The organism is Lactococcus cremoris subsp. cremoris KW2 (assembly GCF_000468955.1).
GTDB lineage: Bacteria > Bacillota > Bacilli > Lactobacillales > Streptococcaceae > Lactococcus > Lactococcus cremoris.
The window spans coordinates 1,715,331-1,734,022 of the sequence record NC_022369.1; the positions used below are offsets into that span (position 1 = coordinate 1,715,331).

At 35.1% G+C, this 18,692-nt stretch carries 16 protein-coding genes and 1 tRNA gene; 3 read left to right on the top strand and 14 right to left on the bottom strand.

Annotation, left to right across the window (positions count from 1 at the left end):
* Positions 1 to 11 precede the first annotated feature (11 nt).
* Both pta and udk read right to left on the bottom strand, forming a co-directional pair.
* On the bottom strand, positions 12 to 992 hold the full coding sequence (gene pta, locus KW2_RS08095; protein WP_021037604.1) for a phosphate acetyltransferase: 981 nt from the start codon (positions 990 to 992) through the stop codon (positions 12 to 14).
* Between the two features lie 215 nt (positions 993 to 1,207).
* Complete coding sequence (gene udk / locus KW2_RS08100; RefSeq protein ID WP_011676564.1) at positions 1,208 to 1,828, bottom strand: uridine kinase; 621 nt, start codon at positions 1,826 to 1,828, stop codon at positions 1,208 to 1,210.
* Between the two features lie 296 nt (positions 1,829 to 2,124).
* On the opposite strand from udk, the gene KW2_RS08105 reads away from it, so the two are divergent.
* Positions 2,125 to 3,105: a Gfo/Idh/MocA family protein gene (locus tag KW2_RS08105; protein WP_021037605.1), complete on the top strand. Its 981-nt coding sequence runs from the start codon at positions 2,125 to 2,127 to the stop codon at positions 3,103 to 3,105.
* A 57-nt stretch (positions 3,106 to 3,162) separates the two neighbouring features.
* Positions 3,163 to 3,235 (top strand) — tRNA-Arg (locus tag KW2_RS08110).
* Positions 3,236 to 3,370: 135 nt separating this feature from the next.
* Here the strand turns inward: KW2_RS08110 and KW2_RS08115 are convergent.
* Complete coding sequence (locus tag KW2_RS08115; protein WP_011834746.1) at positions 3,371 to 3,970, bottom strand: transglycosylase; 600 nt, start codon at positions 3,968 to 3,970, stop codon at positions 3,371 to 3,373.
* A 670-nt stretch (positions 3,971 to 4,640) separates the two neighbouring features.
* Here KW2_RS08115 and menA point away from each other — a divergent pair.
* Positions 4,641 to 5,600, top strand: a complete 960-nt coding sequence (menA, locus tag KW2_RS08120) for a 1,4-dihydroxy-2-naphthoate polyprenyltransferase (RefSeq protein WP_021037606.1) — start codon at positions 4,641 to 4,643, stop codon at positions 5,598 to 5,600.
* Between the two features lie 23 nt (positions 5,601 to 5,623).
* On the opposite strand, the gene KW2_RS08125 is transcribed toward menA, so the two are convergent.
* The 11 genes from KW2_RS08125 to KW2_RS08175 all read right to left on the bottom strand — a co-directional run bounded on the left by KW2_RS08125 (position 5,624) and on the right by KW2_RS08175 (position 18,534).
* Positions 5,624 to 7,162: a ClC family H(+)/Cl(-) exchange transporter gene (locus KW2_RS08125; RefSeq protein WP_021037607.1), complete on the bottom strand. Its 1,539-nt coding sequence runs from the start codon at positions 7,160 to 7,162 to the stop codon at positions 5,624 to 5,626.
* Positions 7,163 to 7,330: 168 nt separating this feature from the next.
* The gene (locus tag KW2_RS08130) at positions 7,331 to 7,567 is read right to left on the bottom strand and encodes a hypothetical protein (RefSeq protein ID WP_041168651.1); all 237 of its coding nucleotides are present in this window, start codon (positions 7,565 to 7,567) and stop codon (positions 7,331 to 7,333) included.
* Positions 7,568 to 7,580: 13 nt separating this feature from the next.
* Entirely contained in the window at positions 7,581 to 8,198 is a 618-nt protein-coding gene (locus tag KW2_RS08135) for a hypothetical protein (RefSeq protein ID WP_021037609.1), read from the bottom strand.
* Positions 8,195 to 8,521, bottom strand: a complete 327-nt coding sequence (locus tag KW2_RS08140; RefSeq protein ID WP_041168732.1) for a bacteriocin immunity family protein — start codon at positions 8,519 to 8,521, stop codon at positions 8,195 to 8,197. Before KW2_RS08140 ends, KW2_RS08135 begins: the two co-directional genes overlap by 4 nt.
* Before the next feature lie 131 nt (positions 8,522 to 8,652).
* A complete protein-coding gene (locus KW2_RS08145) occupies positions 8,653 to 9,486 on the bottom strand; it encodes an Rgg/GadR/MutR family transcriptional regulator (protein ID WP_021037610.1) in 834 nt (277 codons plus the stop codon).
* A gap of 36 nt (positions 9,487 to 9,522) precedes the next feature.
* The gene (locus tag KW2_RS08150; protein ID WP_011676574.1) at positions 9,523 to 10,263 is read right to left on the bottom strand and encodes a demethylmenaquinone methyltransferase; all 741 of its coding nucleotides are present in this window, start codon (positions 10,261 to 10,263) and stop codon (positions 9,523 to 9,525) included.
* A gap of 98 nt (positions 10,264 to 10,361) precedes the next feature.
* The gene (locus KW2_RS08155) at positions 10,362 to 13,067 is read right to left on the bottom strand and encodes a YhgE/Pip domain-containing protein (RefSeq protein ID WP_021037611.1); all 2,706 of its coding nucleotides are present in this window, start codon (positions 13,065 to 13,067) and stop codon (positions 10,362 to 10,364) included.
* Positions 13,068 to 13,327: 260 nt separating this feature from the next.
* Positions 13,328 to 14,761 carry a 6-phospho-beta-glucosidase gene (locus KW2_RS08160; protein ID WP_021037612.1) on the bottom strand — a complete coding sequence of 478 codons (1,434 nt, stop codon included), beginning with the start codon at positions 14,759 to 14,761 and terminating at the stop codon, positions 13,328 to 13,330.
* Positions 14,762 to 14,879: 118 nt separating this feature from the next.
* Positions 14,880 to 15,152, bottom strand: a complete 273-nt coding sequence (gene yidD, locus KW2_RS08165) for a membrane protein insertion efficiency factor YidD (protein ID WP_021037613.1) — start codon at positions 15,150 to 15,152, stop codon at positions 14,880 to 14,882.
* Between the two features lie 120 nt (positions 15,153 to 15,272).
* Positions 15,273 to 17,015, bottom strand: a complete 1,743-nt coding sequence (locus KW2_RS08170) for a 1-deoxy-D-xylulose-5-phosphate synthase (RefSeq protein WP_021037614.1) — start codon at positions 17,013 to 17,015, stop codon at positions 15,273 to 15,275.
* A 148-nt stretch (positions 17,016 to 17,163) separates the two neighbouring features.
* On the bottom strand, positions 17,164 to 18,534 hold the full coding sequence (locus KW2_RS08175) for a sensor histidine kinase (protein WP_011676680.1): 1,371 nt from the start codon (positions 18,532 to 18,534) through the stop codon (positions 17,164 to 17,166).
* Between the last annotated feature and the right edge of the window lie 158 nt (positions 18,535 to 18,692).

An 18,692-nucleotide genomic window follows, 5' to 3' on the forward strand; every position in this document is an offset into this window, starting at 1 on the left:
ATTTCAATCTATTATTTTAAAGCTTGAGCAGCTGTGATGATTGCAAGTTTATAAACATCTTCTTCGTTACAACCGCGTGAAAGGTCAGAAACAGGCGCATTCAATCCTTGTAAGATTGGGCCAATGGCTTCAAAATTACCTAGACGTTGCGCAATTTTGTATCCAATATTCCCTGATTGAATGTCTGGGAAGATAAAGACGTTTGCACGACCAGCAACTTCTGAATCAGGTGCTTTTTGACGTGCAACAGCTGGGACAAAGGCAGCATCAAATTGAAGTTCCCCATCAATTTCAACTTCAGGGTGACCTTCTTTAACTAGTGTTGTTGCTTCAACCACTTTATCCACATCTTCTGATTTACCAGAACCTTTAGTTGAGAATGAAAGCATCGCAATTTTAGGGTCAATATCAAAAAGTCTTGCAGTTTCGGCTGAGGCTACGGCGATATCAGCAAGTGTTGGAGCATCAGGTTTGATGTTAATTGCACAGTCACCAAAAATATATTTTTCATTGTCATCACGACCGCGAACCATAATAAAGGCACCAGAAACAGATTTTACTCCTGGTTTTGTTTTAATGATTTGGAGAGCCGGACGAACAGTATCAGCAGTTGAATGAATTGCACCAGAAACCATTCCGTCAGCAATTCCCATATAAACAAGCATTGTTCCAAAGTAATTTGGGTCTTTCAAAATTTCTTTTGCTTGTTCTTCTGTAACTTTACCCTTGCGACGTTCAACAAATGTTTCTGTCATTGTTTCAAAACGTCCACAATTTTCTGGGTCGTAAATCTCAAAGCCCTCTGGGTTAATTCCACGTGAAATCAATGTTTCAGTGACTTCTTTGACATTTCCAATAAAGACAGGTGTAATCAATCCATCGGCATTAAGACGATTTGCAGCACCTAAAATACGTGCATCAGTTCCTTCAGGAAAGACAATTTTTAAGTCTTTTCCACTAATCTTTTGTTTCAGTGATTCAAAAAGTTCCATTTTAACAATATCCCTCGGTTACAAGTTTCTCATAACCCACCGCTTTAAGTTGCGGATTTCCTTTCTGCAATTGTTACGAATTAAGTATACCATACTTTCACAAAAAAAGTAAGCATTACCATTATTGCTATTTAAGGACAAGAAGCGCTTTTATTTCACTAATTTTTCACGATATTCACTAAATAAAAATTAAAAACTGTCAGCAGACAGTTTTTTTAGTCATTTAGAATACTAGCAATTTTTGTCGTTATAATATCGACCCCAACTGTATTAGAAACACCTTCAGGTATAATGACGTCAGCATATCTCTTAGTAGGTTCAATAAACTGATGGTACATTGGTTTCACAGCTTCTAGATATTGTGTAATTACTGAGTCTAGAGTTCTTCCTCTTTCCTCAATATCTCGGCGAATTCGACGAATGATACGCACATCATCATCAGTGTCCACAAAAATTTTGATATCCATTAAGTCACGCAAACGCTCGTCTTCTAAAACCAAAATTCCTTCAACAATCAAAACATCAACAGGCTCTTGACGGTAAGTTTCTTGAGAGCGAGTATGCTTAGCATAATCGTAAATCGGGATGTCAACCGCACGTCCGTATTGAAGCTCTTTTAATTGAGCAATTAAATAATCTGTATCAAAGGCTAAGGGATGATCATAGTTCGTTTTTGTTCGTTCTTCAAAAGTCAAATGCGATTGATCTTTATAGTAGCTATCATGCTCAATCATCGCAATTCTTTCATTTGAAAAAGTTTCTAAAATAGCATGTGAAACACTTGTCTTTCCACTTGCCGAACCGCCAGTGACACCAATAATCAACGTTTTCTTCAAAATCAAATCTCCAAATTTTCTTCTATATATTCTACCACAATTTTTGGGCTTTTTGTCATCAACTGACAATTTTTTATTTTTTAAGCGTTCACATCAAAAACTCTTAATTTTACTGACAAAAGCTCTTAATAAGTGACATAGAATCTTTTGAATTCTTATTTTTATAATTTATTTACTTAAAATTCAATAGTAGAGCAATGACCTTTAAGAAAAAATTTGATATAATAGAACAAGATTTTAACAGAAATTTAGAATCTTCTAACGAAGATTTCTGTCCACCTATAAAGGAGAATTTGATGCTAAAACTTGGAGTAATTGGAACGAGCTGGATTGCTCGCTCATTTATTGATGCCGCACATATGACTGAAAAATTTCAGTTTTCTGCTGTTTATTCACGTCGTCTTGAATCCGCTGAGCAGTTTTCTGCCGATTTTGAAGCAATTGAGAAATTCGATAATCTTGCTGATTTTTTCAATGCTCCACTTGATGTCATCTACATTGCTAGTCCAAACGCTCTTCACTTTGAACAAGCAAAAGCCGCAATTCTAGCTGGCCATAATGTTATTGTTGAAAAACCAGCTTTCTCAAATCCTACTGAATTGACAGAAATTATTGGGCTTGCAAAAGCAAATAATATCTTCTTCTTTGAAGCTGCTCGTAATATTCACGAACATTCATTTTCCATCATCAAAAATTTTCTTGCTGACAAAACAATCAAAGGGGCCGATTTTACTTATTCAAAATATTCGTCAAAAATGGCTGCTCTCTTAAAAGGTGAACTTCCAAATAAATTCAATCCTAAATTTTCAGGTGGACTTTTAGCTGACCTTGGTGTTTATCTCTTGTACGCTGCAATTTTCTGGTTTGGAAAACCCAAAAAAGCAACTTATGACGCCGTTATACTTCCTTCTGGAGTAGACTTAGCAGGTGTTGGTATTCTTGACTATGAAGATTACAAAGTTTCCATCAAATGTGCTGGAAACGTAAATAGCTATCTTCCTAGTGAAATCTATACAACTGATGGAACTTTGATTTTGGATGGCGTTAATGCGATTACTTCAGCCAAATTCATTGCTATGGATGGTTCAGAATCTACAATTGACATTGAAGCCCCAAAACATTCTCTTTATGATGAAGCTCTAGATTTTGCCCATATTTTAGAAAACAAAGATTTTGCTGCAAGCTATGAACTGCATCAATTTGCCAATGAAGTTTCTGAAACCTCATATCAAATGCGTCAAAGTGCTGGCATCGTTTTTGATGCTGACAATAAATAAATTCCTTTAAAAGTTACTGACAGAAATATTTTGTAAGTCTGTCAGTAACTTATCTCTGGTCTCTTAGTTAAATTGGATATAACTACCGCCTCCTAAGCGGTGATTGCCAGTTCGATTCTGGCAGGGGCCATCTAAATAAAAAAGAACACCAAATCTGGTGTTCTTTTTTATACTCAATCGATTACCAATTAACTTGACAATGATTGTTATGAGCCGCTAAGTTTGATTTATTGTTCAAATATTAAAAGACGAATTTTATCAATGCTTAGTTATAAACTACCCAACTACCTGCTGGAAGTTTGCTTGCCATTGCAATTTGTTCAGCCAGAGTCATACCTGCGTATTCACCATGACCCAATAATTGGAAGGCACCGTAAGCACCTGAACTTGAATTCACACTATCAGCCATCCCATTTGATTCATGAGTGATGATATAAGCCCATTCACTAGCAGAATAGCCCGCTGCATTAGCTGTATTCGATGCCATATAATTAGCAAGAGCTTGGATGTCAATTTGTCCAGAAGTTTGGCTCATATTAAGCCCACCAGAAACACTTTCTGCTGCTTGAGCAGGTGCAGCTGATGTAACTTTAGTAGGTTGTTCTTCAGCAGTCTTAGCTGTAGCAGAAACTTGTGTTGTTGTTCCTGTCAGAATGTTATTAACTTCTGTTTGGATTGCTTTTACATCAAAACCTTTTGTTTTAAGGTTAGTGACACGAGCGTCTCCATTACCGTAATTTCCGTTAATAACTTCTATAGCAACTTCATGAGTTGATTTAGGTGTATCCGCATGAGCGATTCCGCCCCCAATAAACATGAATGATGCAACTAATCCAGTTGAAATAGCAACTTTACTTAATTTCATTTAGACCTTTCGATTTCGCCACTAAGAACATTCCATAGGACTTGATCAGCCCAGTCTATCTTCTATCATCATGGTTACTTCCCATACACATCATAAAGTCCGAACGCTTGTGTAGGATTACCGTAAGCAGTTTAACGTCATTGCACGCTATGGACGTTTCGAGATTCATTTCTTGCAAACTAATTGATCAATTTAATTTGTAAGTTAAAAAACTATTTAATATCAGCAGTAGAGTTTATCTACCACTCATGAGGCACAATTATATTATCCATTACTTAACCGAACCTTAAAAAAACTGCTAAAAAATCCTCACAAATCCGACTATAAAGCCTTTTCTTTCAAATTTAATTCTAATATTGTATTATCCATACTACGTTTTGAAATCTTTCTAAAACGCTCCCAGCTCCCTTCGAATAATCATATTTTAGGCATTTCCACATAAACCCTTTCAAAGCGACTTTTCTTTTCTTCATTGATTCTTAGCCTATAATCAGTTATAATTACAATAGAAATGAAAGCACTTCAGTCAAATCACAAACTTCTGCCCACAATGATACTTAAACTTTTTTAATATTATTAAAATGCAGAAACTTTTTTTCTCAAAAAACAAATAAATAAAAGCCGTAAAATAACGGCTGTTTTTATTAAAAATATATTTTCAGGAGTTTTTATGTCTCTCAAATCATTTTTAGAGCTCGTCGAAATTAAAACAAAAATTGCGAGTATTTTTCCTTATCTCATCGGTATTCTTTTTAGTATAAGCTATTTTAAAATCCTAAATCTAGGACTTTCGCTCTTATTTTTTGTGGCTATGCTGCTTTTTGATATGACCGTAACTGCTATTAACAATTATCAGGATTATAAAAAGGCCAAAGATGAAAATTATAAAAAACAAGAAAACATCATCGGTCAAGCTAACCTTTCAACTAACCTTGTTGCCTTTATAATCCTTTTGATGTTAGCCCTGAGTCTGATTCTTGGATTCTCCCTCGCTTATTTTGTGGGTTGGCTCTTCTTTTTACTTGGTGGAATTGTCTTCTTCATTGGTGTCTTTTATACCTATGGGCCCATTCCGCTTTCTCGAATGCCACTAGGAGAAATATTTTCCGGTGGTACAATGGGCTTTGGAATTTTTGCAATGGTCATTTTAATTAATACTTCTCAAGACCCAATTTTTAGTCTCAATCTTGATTTTACAAATAATACTTTTAGCTTAAACGGTAGTATTTTTGCTGCTATTGCTATGATTATTGCCAGCTTACCTCTTATTTTTACCATTGCTAACATCATGCTCGCCAACAATTTACGTGATTTAGATACAGATATTAAGAATCACCGTTATACATTGGTTTATTATATTGGTCGTCCTTATGGCATTAAACTTTTCCAAATTTTGATGTATGCTTCTTATCTTGCTATTATCCTAGGATTTTTATTTAGAATTTTTGAGTGGCCAACTTTGCTTAGCTTGCTTACCTTCCCTATCATTAGAAAAAATCTGAAAGCACACGAGCATCAAGTGCCAAGTCCGCGAAGTTTTGTTTACTCCTTAAGAAACATGGTCTTATTTAATAGCGCCTATGCCTTTAGTCTACTTCTCTCAATCATTTGGCAATATTTAGCAAAATAAAAAAAGTGATAGATATCACTTTTTTATTTTTCATTCAGAACCAGACGAAGCTGCTCACGAGCAAGCACTTCATCTTCCCTTTTAATCAAAAATGTTAGATAATCACCTGCCTGTAACTCGGTATCTCCATGTGGAATAATATCTTTTCCCGAACGATGCACTGACACAAGTAAACAACCTTCTGGTAAATTAATCTCTGATAATTTCTTGCGGTCAGCAATTGAATCAAATTGAACAATTGTTTCAAACATCATCTGTTTATCAGAATCATCAATCTCTATTTCTTTTTCTTTCAACATTTTTTCTAGCAATGAATCATAAATCGGTTCTGCTTTTAATAAATCTGCTACAACGTATGCAATCAATGAAACAAATGCCAAAGGAAGCAAATGGTCAAATGACCCTGTCATTTCCACTAAGAGCAAAATTCCAGTCATTGGCGCTCGCACGATAGCAGTAAAGGTCCCTGCCATTGCCAAAATCACTAGATTGGCAAATAAATGACTTGGTAGATGAAAAACTGAAATCACAATTGTAGCAAAGACAGCACCCAGACTTGCTCCTAAAACTAATAATGGGAAGAAAATTCCGCCAGGAACACCTGAAGCATAAGAAATCATTGAAATAAGATACTTTCCAATGAGGACTAGACAGAGAAAACCAAGCCCCATGCCCAAACTAAAAGAATCCATTAAGTGATGGCCACTTCCAATTATACTTGGAAAAACCAAGCCTGTCACTCCGACGATTAAAAGCGTAATTAAAACGCGTAGGAAAGGACTTTTAATTTTCTTCATCAAACTTTGGCTTGTTAAAAGGGTCCAATTATAAAAAGCACCAAAGAACCCTAAAATAATTCCTAAAATAATAAGCAACCAATAATTTGACAGGTCAATAGAACCAACAATTTGAAAATGAAAAACTGGTCCGCTCCCAAACATTAATCGTGCAACCATATCAGCAACCATTGCTGAGGTCATACAAGTGAGTAAAATCAAAGGAGAGAAATATTTAAAGACTTCTTCCAGAGTGAACATCACACCTGACAATGGCGCATTGAAAGCCGCAGACAAACCAGCAGATGCCCCAGAGGCAATTAGAATCCTTTTATGGCGTTCGGTTTCGGCCAATCGACTAGAAACCATTTGACCCATTGAAGCTCCAAGTTGAACCGAAGGTCCTTCACGACCAAGAGAAAGTCCCGCAAACATTGCCAAAGTTCCCGCGATAAATTTAGCAAAAGCAGTCGTAAACCAATTGTTTTTAAAATAACCCTGCAACTGACCTTTGACTTGTGGAATTCCTGAACCTGAACTCATTGGATATCTTGTCATTAAAAAACTAATAAGCAAAGCCAAAAGAACAAGACCCAAAATAAGAAGGGGAATAAAAATAAGATGTGAACTGGTAAAACTATAAATACCCAAGCCTAAATTTTCAGCTTTTTCCAAGGCCAACCGATAAAGACTGGCCAAAAAACCCGCAGTTAAGCCCACGAGTACACTTAGAAAAAGCAGATAAAGATTTTTATTTGTTGATTTTTCTATATCTTTTAATTTCATTACTACTTCCCTACTAACGCTTATTTTAATAAATTTTTAAGCAAGATTATTATACCATAAAATAGATTCCTTATGTTTTGTACTTTTAATAATATACACATCCCCTGTATAAATTTACTCAAAAAGGCACTCAATCGAGTACCTTTAATTTTTTAACTACAGATTTACTTAAAGTTTTCTATCTTTCCAAAAAAGGAATAAACCAAAGAGCATCATCAAGTAAAATGGAAGTGTCAATGCAGTAATTTCTAATGGTATTCTCACAACAAAAATAAGAATAATAAGAGAAAGAGATAAGACTAAACCTCTATACTTAAAAATTGATTTTGGAATTCGTGGCCAAACATAGATTTGTAGAAGAAATCCAATAAAAATCATCACCAAAGCAATAAGATAAGCATCCATTTGTTCTACCTCCCTACGGAACATAAATGAAATAAACTCCTGCCCAATTTACCTCCATATTAAGATAATCATTTGGATGAATATTATTCATATAGTCTAGATCACTTTTTACTTTATGATAGTAAGCAGCTCCTAGGGCAGCAATCGGACCACCAAAGATGCCTGAAAGTCCTGAATAAAGAGTAAAATTATCTAATTCATGGTCCATTTCATAAACCGCGGCATTACTTCTGAAATAGTAACAAACTCCCCACCAGAAGTAACCGGAGGTATAACCCGATGATTTCAAGGCCGAAGCCCGACTCACTATTTCTTTATTGACAGGATTTATAATTAACTTATTAGTTTCAACCTGTTGATTTACAGCATTAATTTGCTCTACTACTTGTTCAAATTCATTTTGATTAACCTGAACATTTTCTGGAAGATTTAAAACATACTGGTTATTCTTAACGGAAACATAGGAGTCAAAATGGTCTTTAATATCAGTAAAATTTGAAGCTTGATTACTAGAAATTTGCTCTGTTGTGAAATTAGAACTAATGACATCAGCATTAGCCATTAGTGGGCTAGCTACTGATATCAAGATTGCTGAAGCCATAAGGCTTACATAAATTTGTTTTGTTTTCATAAGTGTTTCCTTTCATTTTTTTCTGGAAATTGAGCTATCCCAGTCAGTAAAGAACTTCCCTCGCCCCAAGTCACCTTTCGCTCTGAACGAAGTTCCTTGTAAAATTTTAAGACATCTGGAGAAAGTTGAGAAGAAATCACCAAAGGAAGCAAGGCATTTCTGAGATGCACGAGTTCAAATTCCATATTTTTAGATTTTTCAATTCGTTCATGATACTCCATTAGTATTTTCTTTTCTGCCTCGTTTAATTTTGAACCTGCATGTAGTAATTCCTCAATTCGATTCAAAATTTTCTCTCTCATTTCTCTTTCTTTTTTTAACATATTTCCTCCTTTTTTTATTTTTTCTTGATAATCGAGCACGCTTTCTTTTATCTTTAACTTCATTTTAGCAGAAAAAAAAGCCTCCTCTTTAAATCATTGCAGAAATGCAACGAAGTAATCTGGAGACTTTTTTATGTTAATAATTTTCCTAAAAGCTTTTGATATCGTTTTTGATAATAATCTGCTAAATCTTCATAACCAACTTGCCGAAAAACTTCAATGGCCTTTTTGATTTGCTTTTCAGCTATTATCTTATCTTTGAAACAATAGCTATAAAAGCCATGTGCCAAATTTCTTAGATTTTCAACATAGAGGTCGTAGAAATCATCTTTAGGGTAACTTTTTTGCAAGATACTTCTAGCTGAGTCACGAGCTCCTTTTGAGGAAAGCAAAACGACCGCTCGATACGAAGATTGAAGAACTCTTCTGCGATATTTAAAAACACCATATAAGTGTTTACTCTTCCCCCAGAGTTCTTTCATCAAATACATAATTTCTCGTTCACTGAAACTGTCCAAAGTCAGATAAAAAATCGAAAGTTCAAAATATCCCCATTCTCCAACATCATAGAGATATTCAACCACATCATCAGCTTCCGTTTGTGTCAGTATTTCATAACGACTTTTAGCACAATAAGCTAGCATTTTTGAATCATATTCCATAGCTTCTAGATAGAGCTTGTGAAGTTTATCGATGTCATCTGCAATATCCGCAAGAATTATATCTTCTAAAAATTCTTCTTTATAATCCATTGAAAAATTATTGATAAAATGTTCATATTCAGCTAAAGTCACATTCATCTCTTGCAGCGCACTATCCAAGCGTTCAAAACTTATCATAGTTTGACCTAATTCAAATCTTGATAAACTCGCTTTTGAAATACCTATTTCTGAAAAATGAGAAAGCGAAAAATCCTTTTGTTCTCGTAGTTTTTTAAAAATTTCCCCATAACGTTTATAAGGCATATTTTTTCCTCGAAATTTTTCTTTTTTATTGACCGATTACTTTTTACCAATACGAATATTTGATTTAGGTTTTTTGGATTTAGTGGCAAAATGACTTGCGATTGCTCCACCACCATGTTTTTGATATTCTACGGCAACAAAGCCAGCTTTTCTAAAAAGTTCTTCAAGCGTCTTGGCATCTGGAAAATCTTCTGCTGATTTTTGAAGCCATTGATATTCTTTTAAAGATTTGGCAAAAACTTTACCAAAAAAGGGCATGACATTTTTAAAATAAAGTTCAAAAGCTTGTTTATAAATTGGCAATGTGGGATGTGAAGTTTCGATACAAACCACTCTGCCCCCTGGTTTTAAGACACGAAAAATTTCTTTTAATACAGTAAGATAGTCAGGTGTGTTTCTTAGCCCATAACCAATCGTAACTACATCAAAGCTTCCTTTTTCAAAAGGTAAAGCCATCGCATTTCCTTGTAGAAATTCAATATTTTTCTTCGCTTCTTCTTTAAGTTTAGCCTTAGCAATTTCGAGCATATTTTCTGAAAAATCAAGACCAATTACTTTACCAGAAGGGCCAACACTTTCAGATAAATCAAAAGTCCAGTCTCCAGTTCCACAACACAAATCAAGAATAGACAGACCAGTTAAATCTCCCATTCTTTTCATTGTTTTAGCCCGCCATAAATCATGCTGTTTAAAACTGATAATGGCGTTCATTTTATCATAATCTGATGAAATACTATTAAAGATTTCTTGCACACGTTCTTCGTTTACTTTAGTCATAGACTTATTATAGCACAACTTCTATGCTACTATTTACTGATTATGATTGATAAAATATAAAAAAATTACTGGCCACAAGGTCAGCAATTTTTTATATTTTAATGGAAGAAATGACTCTTACTTCCGATTTCAGAAATTTTCTTCGTTTTATCTTCAAAGTGTGGGAAGAGAAAGGCCCCAATTGCAACAAATACAATTGATACTGCCACAAGGATAATTATTGCAAACCAAGCGTTTGGCCAATAAATCCCTCCAGCCGATTCTCGTAAAAGATTAACAGCGTGGGTAAATGGTAAATAAGGATTAATGGCTTGGAAGAATTTTCCAGAAACTTGGATTGGATAGTTCCCACCACCACCAGAAATGGAAAGTACAAGGATAATAATCGCTATTCCTTTACCAACATTACCAAATAGCGCGACTAGAACATAAACCATAATCATAAAGGCGATGGATATCAGTAATGCAAAGAGGACGCTGTAGAATGGGTCTCGTACATCTACCCCTAAACCAAAGTAGTTTCCTAAGGTTACAATCAAGGCTTGAGCAAGTCCAATGGCTACGAAACTTCCCATTCGAGCAAAGAATTGTTCACGTTTAGAATAACGTTTTTTATCTTTATCTGATAGATGAACCTCTGTTGTTGCCAAACTTGAAAGTAAGACTGCACCGACCCACAAACAAAGCGCTGTGTAGAAAGGTGTACTTGCCGAACCATTGTTGGCAATAGGATAAACTTGATTTTCTTGCACTTCTACTGGTTGGGTCAAAAAGTCACTCTCTTTAGTAGCATCAAGTTTTAGAAGTTTAACAATCTCTCCTAAATCAACTTCTTTTTCACCTTTTTGAATGGCTGTTGCTGCTTTTTGAATGCCCGATTTGATTTCAGGCCAGTCATTTTGGATTAAACTATTGGCTTGATTCAAAGCAGACTCGACGTCAGGCATTTTCTCATTTGCCATTGTTAAGGTATCTGTTAAATCTTTACGAACACCAGCATAATCATTTTTAAAGAAATCAGAAGCTGTGCCCAACTTAGTTTTAAGGATAGGGAATTCATTTTTATAAAGACTAGCCCCTTCGTTAATTGCATTGACAATTGTCGTCATGTTTCCATTTAACATCAAGTTTGCATCATGAATTTCTTGTTTGATGGCTGGCATTTCACCTTGATATTTTTCTAAAATGGTAATAGCATTAGAAACTGTTTGACTTGTTGAATTTAGTAAAGCTTCAAAGTCAATTTGTTGAGCCTGATTTAATAAACCTTTGGCATCAGTGATTGTTTTAGTCAAACTTGTTAAAACTGTATCAATTGTTTTACTAATTCCACTCACATCAATATTATCAACTAAATTAGAGATTTTAGTAACCACATCATTAATTTGGGATAAGTAAGCACGAATTTCAGATACATCACCATTTTGTACTAACTCATTCAGATGATTCATTCTAGTACTAAGTCCTGACAGTAAAGAATCAAGATTACTGAGTTGCTCAATTGTTGAGTCTAAATCATGACTTCCATTGCTCTCTTGGACTTGTTTCATGTAATCAACAATATTTTGAATTGCTTCTCTTTGTCGGGCGATATTGTTAATAAAGTTGGTAATTAAACTATTTATTTGTTCTTTTTCTTCATCTGTGAGCTGATTATCAGCTATTGCTTGGTCAATAACAGCGAGAACTGAGGAAGTATTTTTTGAAAATTCTTGAATAGACTGTAGAGTGATTTGAACGCTATTCGTGATACTAGGCAATGCGCTCTGCATTTTTTTCGCTGCATCCAATGTCACAGTCCCTAAACTATCTGCATCTTGTCCTAATTTTTGAATGTCTGGCATTGATTTTTGGACTTGATTGATGATTTGCAAGCCGTCTTTTGCTTCTTGAATTCCTTGGGTCATAGTACTTTCAACTGACGCAAAGTCTTCATCAATCATCGAAATTTGTTTACCAGCGTTTTGAATTTCAGGAATTTTTTCTTGAAGAGTCAAAACAAGTGACAAACTTTTATCAATTTCAGGCATTTTATCATTCAAACTAATTACTTTTTGACCTAAAGAATCAACTTCGGGTAAATAAGTAATAAATTCGTTAGCTTTAGCCAGTTTTTCTTTGATTTCTGGCATTTTACCATGAAGGTCAACCACTTGTTGGGTGTATTTGTCAATGGTTCCTAGATTATCGTTTGTTGATAAAATTGCTGACTTAACCTTTTGAATGCTGACCATATTTTTATCAATATCGTAACCAATCGTATTAAAGGTTTTTAAGAGTGTACTACTTGCCGTATTAATAAACTCTTCAGAAATCTGTGATTGAAGAGATGAAGCACCCTTAGAGGTTATTTTGGGAGCAATAGCATTTATCTTTTCATTAATAGAATAAACTATTTGTGGCTTTTTAATATCACCGGTTGTAAAACTTAAAAGGTCTTTTGAAAAATCCTTTGGTAAGTAAATTCCAGCATAGTATTTTCCGGATTTAACTCCTTTGTCTAATTCTGCTTTAGAATCTACAAATTTCCAACCTAATTGATGATTTTTCTTTAAATTCTTCAGAACTTCATCACCAATGTTTATGGTTTTATCTTGAAAACTAGCAGGTTTATCTGCACTGTAGACTGCAATTGGCAATTGCGAGGTATTGGCATAAGGGTCCCACAAGGCTTTAATGTTAAACCAAGCATATAAAGAGGGAATTATCATTAAGGCAACGATTAAAAAGGTCGCCACAGGATTTTTAAAAATTCGTTTCCAGTCTAGGGCAAACAACTTCCAGGTATTTTTTATACTTTTCACTTCTTATCCTCATCATTCTTATCTCACTTGTAACTTTTTAAATTTCTTAAATATCATCGAGGCTTTTTCATACTTCATGACTGCGGATTTAAAAATTACGCAATACACGATTTTATCATATTTCATAAAAAAGTTCTAGCACTGCTTCCTTTTAATGGACACTTGCCTAACTATTGTAAATTTTTCTTGCTTGATAAAAAACTCAAATTCAAAGAAATGTTTATTTGATAAAAAAAGAGGGAAAATCCCCCTTTTATCAATCATTCATTTGTTAAATCTTCACCATTACTTGCAATCACTTTTTTATACCAATCAAATGACTTCTTAGGTGTCCGTTTCAAAGTTCCTTTACCAAAATCATCTCGGTCAACATAGATGAATCCGTAACGTTTACTCATTTCACCAGTACCTGCTGAAACCAAGTCAATACATCCCCAAGAAGTATATCCGAGTAGTTCAACACCATCAAGTTCAACCGCTTTTTTCATTTCTTTGATGTGAGCAGCCATGTAATCAATTCGATAGTCATCTGCTACAAAGCCATTTTCATCTGGTTTATCAAGAGCTCCTAAACCATTTTCAACAACAAACAGTGGTTTTTGATAACGATCATAAATAGAATTCATTGTAATTCGGAGTCCAAGAGGGTCAATTTGCCAGCCCCATTCACTTGCCTTTAAATAGGGATTAGTGACAGACTCAAAAATATTACCAGCTGACTTATCTGCGTCCTTGTCTTTTATCTTAGCCACTCGACTAGAATAATAGCTAAATGAAATAAAATCAACAGTATTTTCTGCTAAAATTTCTAAATCACCCGCTTCAATTGGAAGTTGAACATCCTCACGTTCTAATCTTTTTAGAAGATAGTTAGGATATTTCCCACGCGATTGGACATCAATGAAAAAGAGATTGTCATGATTTTGTTTTTGAGCTTCCAACACATTTTCTGGATTACAATCAAATGGATAATATTCGCCAGCGGCCAACATACAGCCAATTTTATTTTCTGGATCAATTTCATGAGCTATTTTTGTTGCCAAAGCTGAAGCCAAAAGTTCATGATAAGCAGCCAAATACTTGGCTTGTTCTTTATTTTCCCCTTCTTCAAAGACAAGTCCTGCCCCCATGAATGGAGCATGGAGTAGCATATTAATCTCATTAAATGTCAGCCAATAGCGAACCAATCCTTTATAGCGAGTAAAAATTGTTCTCGCCAGATTTTCATAAAAGCCAACCATTTTTCGATTACGCCAGCCCCCATATTCTTTAATCAAATGAACTGGACAATCAAAGTGAGTAATAGTAACTAATGGCTCAATTCCTAAACGTTTGCATTCTTTAAAAATATCTTCGTAAAATTGCAAACCTTCTTCGTTTGGTTCTTGTTCATCTCCTTTGGGGAAAATTCGTGTCCAAGCAATTGACATTCGATAGGTCTTAAAGCCCATTTCAGCAAAAAGGGCGAGGTCATCTTTCCAATGGTGATACATATCAATCGCTTCTTTTGCAGGATAGAAATGTTCCTCGTCAAATTCAAGGTGCTTCATTTCCCCTGTAATAATTGGAAAACGGTCTTTTCCGTGAGGCACAAGATCAACGTTAGCAAGTCCACGTCCTCCTTGATTATAGCCGCCTTCACATTGATTAGCTGCGGTAGCTCCGCCCCAGAGAAAATCTTTACTAAATGGCATAATAGATGACACTCCTTTTTTATTCTTTTTTTCATTTTACCATTTTTTAATTGTTTTTGATAGCGATTTCATCTTGTTTTTTATTAGAATTTTTTCAATAAATAAAAAAGACTCAAAACTATTTTGAGTCCTCTTCTTCTTTTTTTTCAGGCTCTGCCCAATTACGACGGAGACTAAAATGTTCTGGAACTAAATCATAGCCTGGTTGGCAAAAAGGGTGACAACGTAAAATCCGTGCTGTTCCCATCGCCAATCCTTTGGCTGGTCCATGTTTTTCTATTGCCTGAATCATGTAATTGGAACAGGTAGGATAATAGCGACAGGCTGGGGGCAAGGCTGGAGAAATCCAACGTTGATAGCCATGTACTGCTTTCACTAATACTTTTTTCATCTATTTCACTTTATTATTAAGAAAGAATCTATACTCATTCTCCTTAATTTTACTGACAGACTTAGTCAGTAATTTATTTTTTACTGACAGAAATGATTGGGACTTTGTCAGTAAAAGTTTTTATTTTAAAAGGCTCAGAATATCAGCAACCATCAATTCAGGGGTAAGGTGGTAGCGGTCATAAAGTTCAGCAACAGGAACAGAATCATTAAATTCACGTTTCGCTCCAAAATTTAAAACTTTCACATCATATTTCCCGAGGAATGAGGCTACTTTTTGACCAAATCCTCCGTCAAGAATTCCATCTTCGATAGTGGCAATCACTTGATGATTTTCAACTAAGTTTTCAAGGAAAGCTTGGTCCAAATCATTGATGAAAATTGGATTAACAAGTGTAGGATTAACTCCATTTTCAGCTAAAATCTTAGCGACTTTTTCACCATGTGAATAAAGTCCACCAAGAGCCAAAATGGCAACTTTTTCACCAGCTTTTGTCATTTGATATGAACTCGTCGAAAAATCTGTTAGAACTGTTGGACGTGATTCTAATCCATGTTCTGGCATTTGAATAACGACTGGTTCTTCATGTTGGTCAAGTGCCCAATCGAGAATTGAAATGAATTCTTCTTCAGATGTTGGAGCAAGATATTTGATATTTGGAATGTTTGAAATCCAAGTCATGGCTGATGAGCCTTGGTGCGTTTCATCTGAACCTGAAATAACCCCACCTTTAACAATGACAATCGCTGGTTCTTCATTAATTGCTAAATCATGCCAAAATTGGTCATAAGCTCGTTGCACAAAGGTAGAATTGTGGAAAATGATTGGACGAGCACCAGCTGCAGCCATTGCCCCACCAAATGTTATGGTAAATTGTTCGGCAATTCCAGCGTCAATATAACGGTCTGGATATTTAGCTGCAAATTGTTTCAAGCCAAAAATTCCAGGGATTGCTGCATTGATAGCTACAAGTGGCAAACCTTCTGAAACTTTTTTGTCCATGTAATCTAACATGATAGAGCTATAAGATTTGCCAGAATCAGTCACTTTCGATTGACCTGTTTCAAGATCAAAGGGCATATGCCAGTGGAAAGCTTCCTTATTTTCAAGGGCTGGTTGGTAACCACGACCTTTTTCAGTATGGATATGAAGAACGATTGGATGATCAATATCTTTTACTTCTTCAAATAAGTTGATAAGTGATTCAATATCATTTCCATTTTCTAAATATTTATAATCTAAACCAAATGTTTTAAAGAAGTTATTTTCAGCTTGACCATTTGTCGCCCGAAGTTCGGCTAGATTACGGTAAAGTCCCCCATGGTTTTCAGCAATTGACATTTGATTATCATTGAATAAAATGATCAGGTTTCCTTGGAAATCTCCAGCGTTATTGAGAGCTTCCATAGCAAGTCCACCTGAAATTGAACCATCGCCAATTACCGCAATAATATTTCCTTTATCCTTTGTCAAATCACGCGCTTTGGCATAACCTAAGGCATTAGCAATGGATGTTGAGGTATGTCCAACGGTGAAAAAGTCGTGCTCAGACTCTCTTTGACTGGTATAAGGAGTAATGTCATGGAAATGTCCATCAGTAAATCCATTTTTACGTCCAGTCAAAATTTTGTGTGGATAAGTTTGGTGGGAAACATCCCAAATAAACTTATCAACTGGTGAATCGAAAACTTTGTGAAGGGCAATCGTTAATTCAGTCACGCCCAAATTTGGACCAACGTGACCACCGACATTTGATACTTTGTGAAGGACTGCTGCTCGAATTTCTGAAGCTAATTCTTCTAATTCTTTATTTGAAATCTTTTTTAAATCTGCTGGGCTGTCTATTTTTTCTAAAACTGACATTTTTGATTTTTCTCCTTTATAGATTTACTTAGTTTTTACTGACAGTATTCGCCTTTAAAAAACTAGTAAATTGACTGACAAAATTGTCATAATTTGGATGATACTATTATCTTATCATAATTTGTCAGTAATTTTTTTCTCTCATATTTTACAACTTTTGGAAAATTTTTGCAGGATTTGAAATTGTGCTGTCCACACGAATCTTGACAATGAATTTTGTTCCTTTAGGTTTATTATCTTCAACTGTTATTTTCCCATTATAGGCTTCAACAATTTGTTTGGCCAAAGAAAGTCCCAAACCTAAGCCACCTTTTTGGCGAGTTCGTGCTTTATCTACTCGGAAAAATCGGTCAAAGATTTTTTTCTTATCTTCATCAGAAATTCCTTCACCATTATCAGCAACTGCAAAAGTTAGGAAGCCGCCATTTTTTATCACGTCCACCGAAATTTCACCTTCACTGTCAGTATATTTCAAGGCGTTATCAAATAATATCGTCAGCAACTGCTTAATGAGCGCTTGGTCCAAATTAACTGTGCCTTCTAATTTCAAGTTTCCTGAAAACTTTTTGCCTGCATTTTCGGTAAGCATTTCATAACTATTGAAAATATTTTCAAAGTAGGTTGCCGTTGTGGGCTCTGGTTCAATCTTTATTCCAGAATCACGTCTTGCCAAGTTCAACAGATTTGAGGTCAACAATCGCATATTACGAACTTCGGATAAACTTTCGGAGATATTTTCAGATTCGTCTATAATTGTTGCCGTTGGTTTTTGGAAAAGTAATTCTAGGCGATTTTGCAAGATTGCTAAAGGCGTTCTCAATTCATGTGACGCATTTTCAACAAACTCTTTTTGTTTTTCATAAGCCGCTAAAATTGGTTTTAAGGTCCAATTTGCAAGATATAAACTGATAATTACTGACAGAATCCAGAAAGTAATCATTGTGGTCACGATGACCCACATCGCCCGACTCATTGCATCTTGAATTTGATCCACATTTGAAAATATCTGCACGTAAACTGGCGTGACTGTCCCATCAGAATTTGTAATAATAAATTGCGAAGTGGTCAAATAACGATAATGCCAGTTATCACCATAGGGATTTTTTACTGAAACAGTCTGAATGGTATTAATTTGTTTTTCATTAAATTTCATAGCCTTTTGCAAACGACTCATCACAAAGTTGGTACTGATTCGTCCGTTTGATTCTGATGAGGGCATGAAACTCTTTCCTTCTGAGTCATAAAAAATAACACTATTATTTGGCCCATAAAATCCACTATCTTGTGAATCACTCGTACCAAATTGATTATTGGCAGCTTCTTCCAAAAACACTCGATTTTGAGCTAAATTATGTAAATTTTGGTCAGTCGCCCTGTACATTCCCAATTGCATGACTTGAATAATAATCACGGCTAGGGCGACAAAGATCACTGTAAAAGCTAGAAAAAAATGAAGGAAATTTTTCCCATCATTTTTTACGATAGCTGAAGATTTAACTTTTTTAATTATATTCTTCAAAGAGGTCTCATTTCTAGATAGATTTACTGACAGTTCTTTTAGCTAGCGATTTATTGACTCCTTTCAGCATTGGGGCCATCTCGTTAGCACTGACTTATTGGACAAGCTGAGTTCATATCTACGTTAAGCTTGTTTCTTGGCACAATAAACTGACCGAA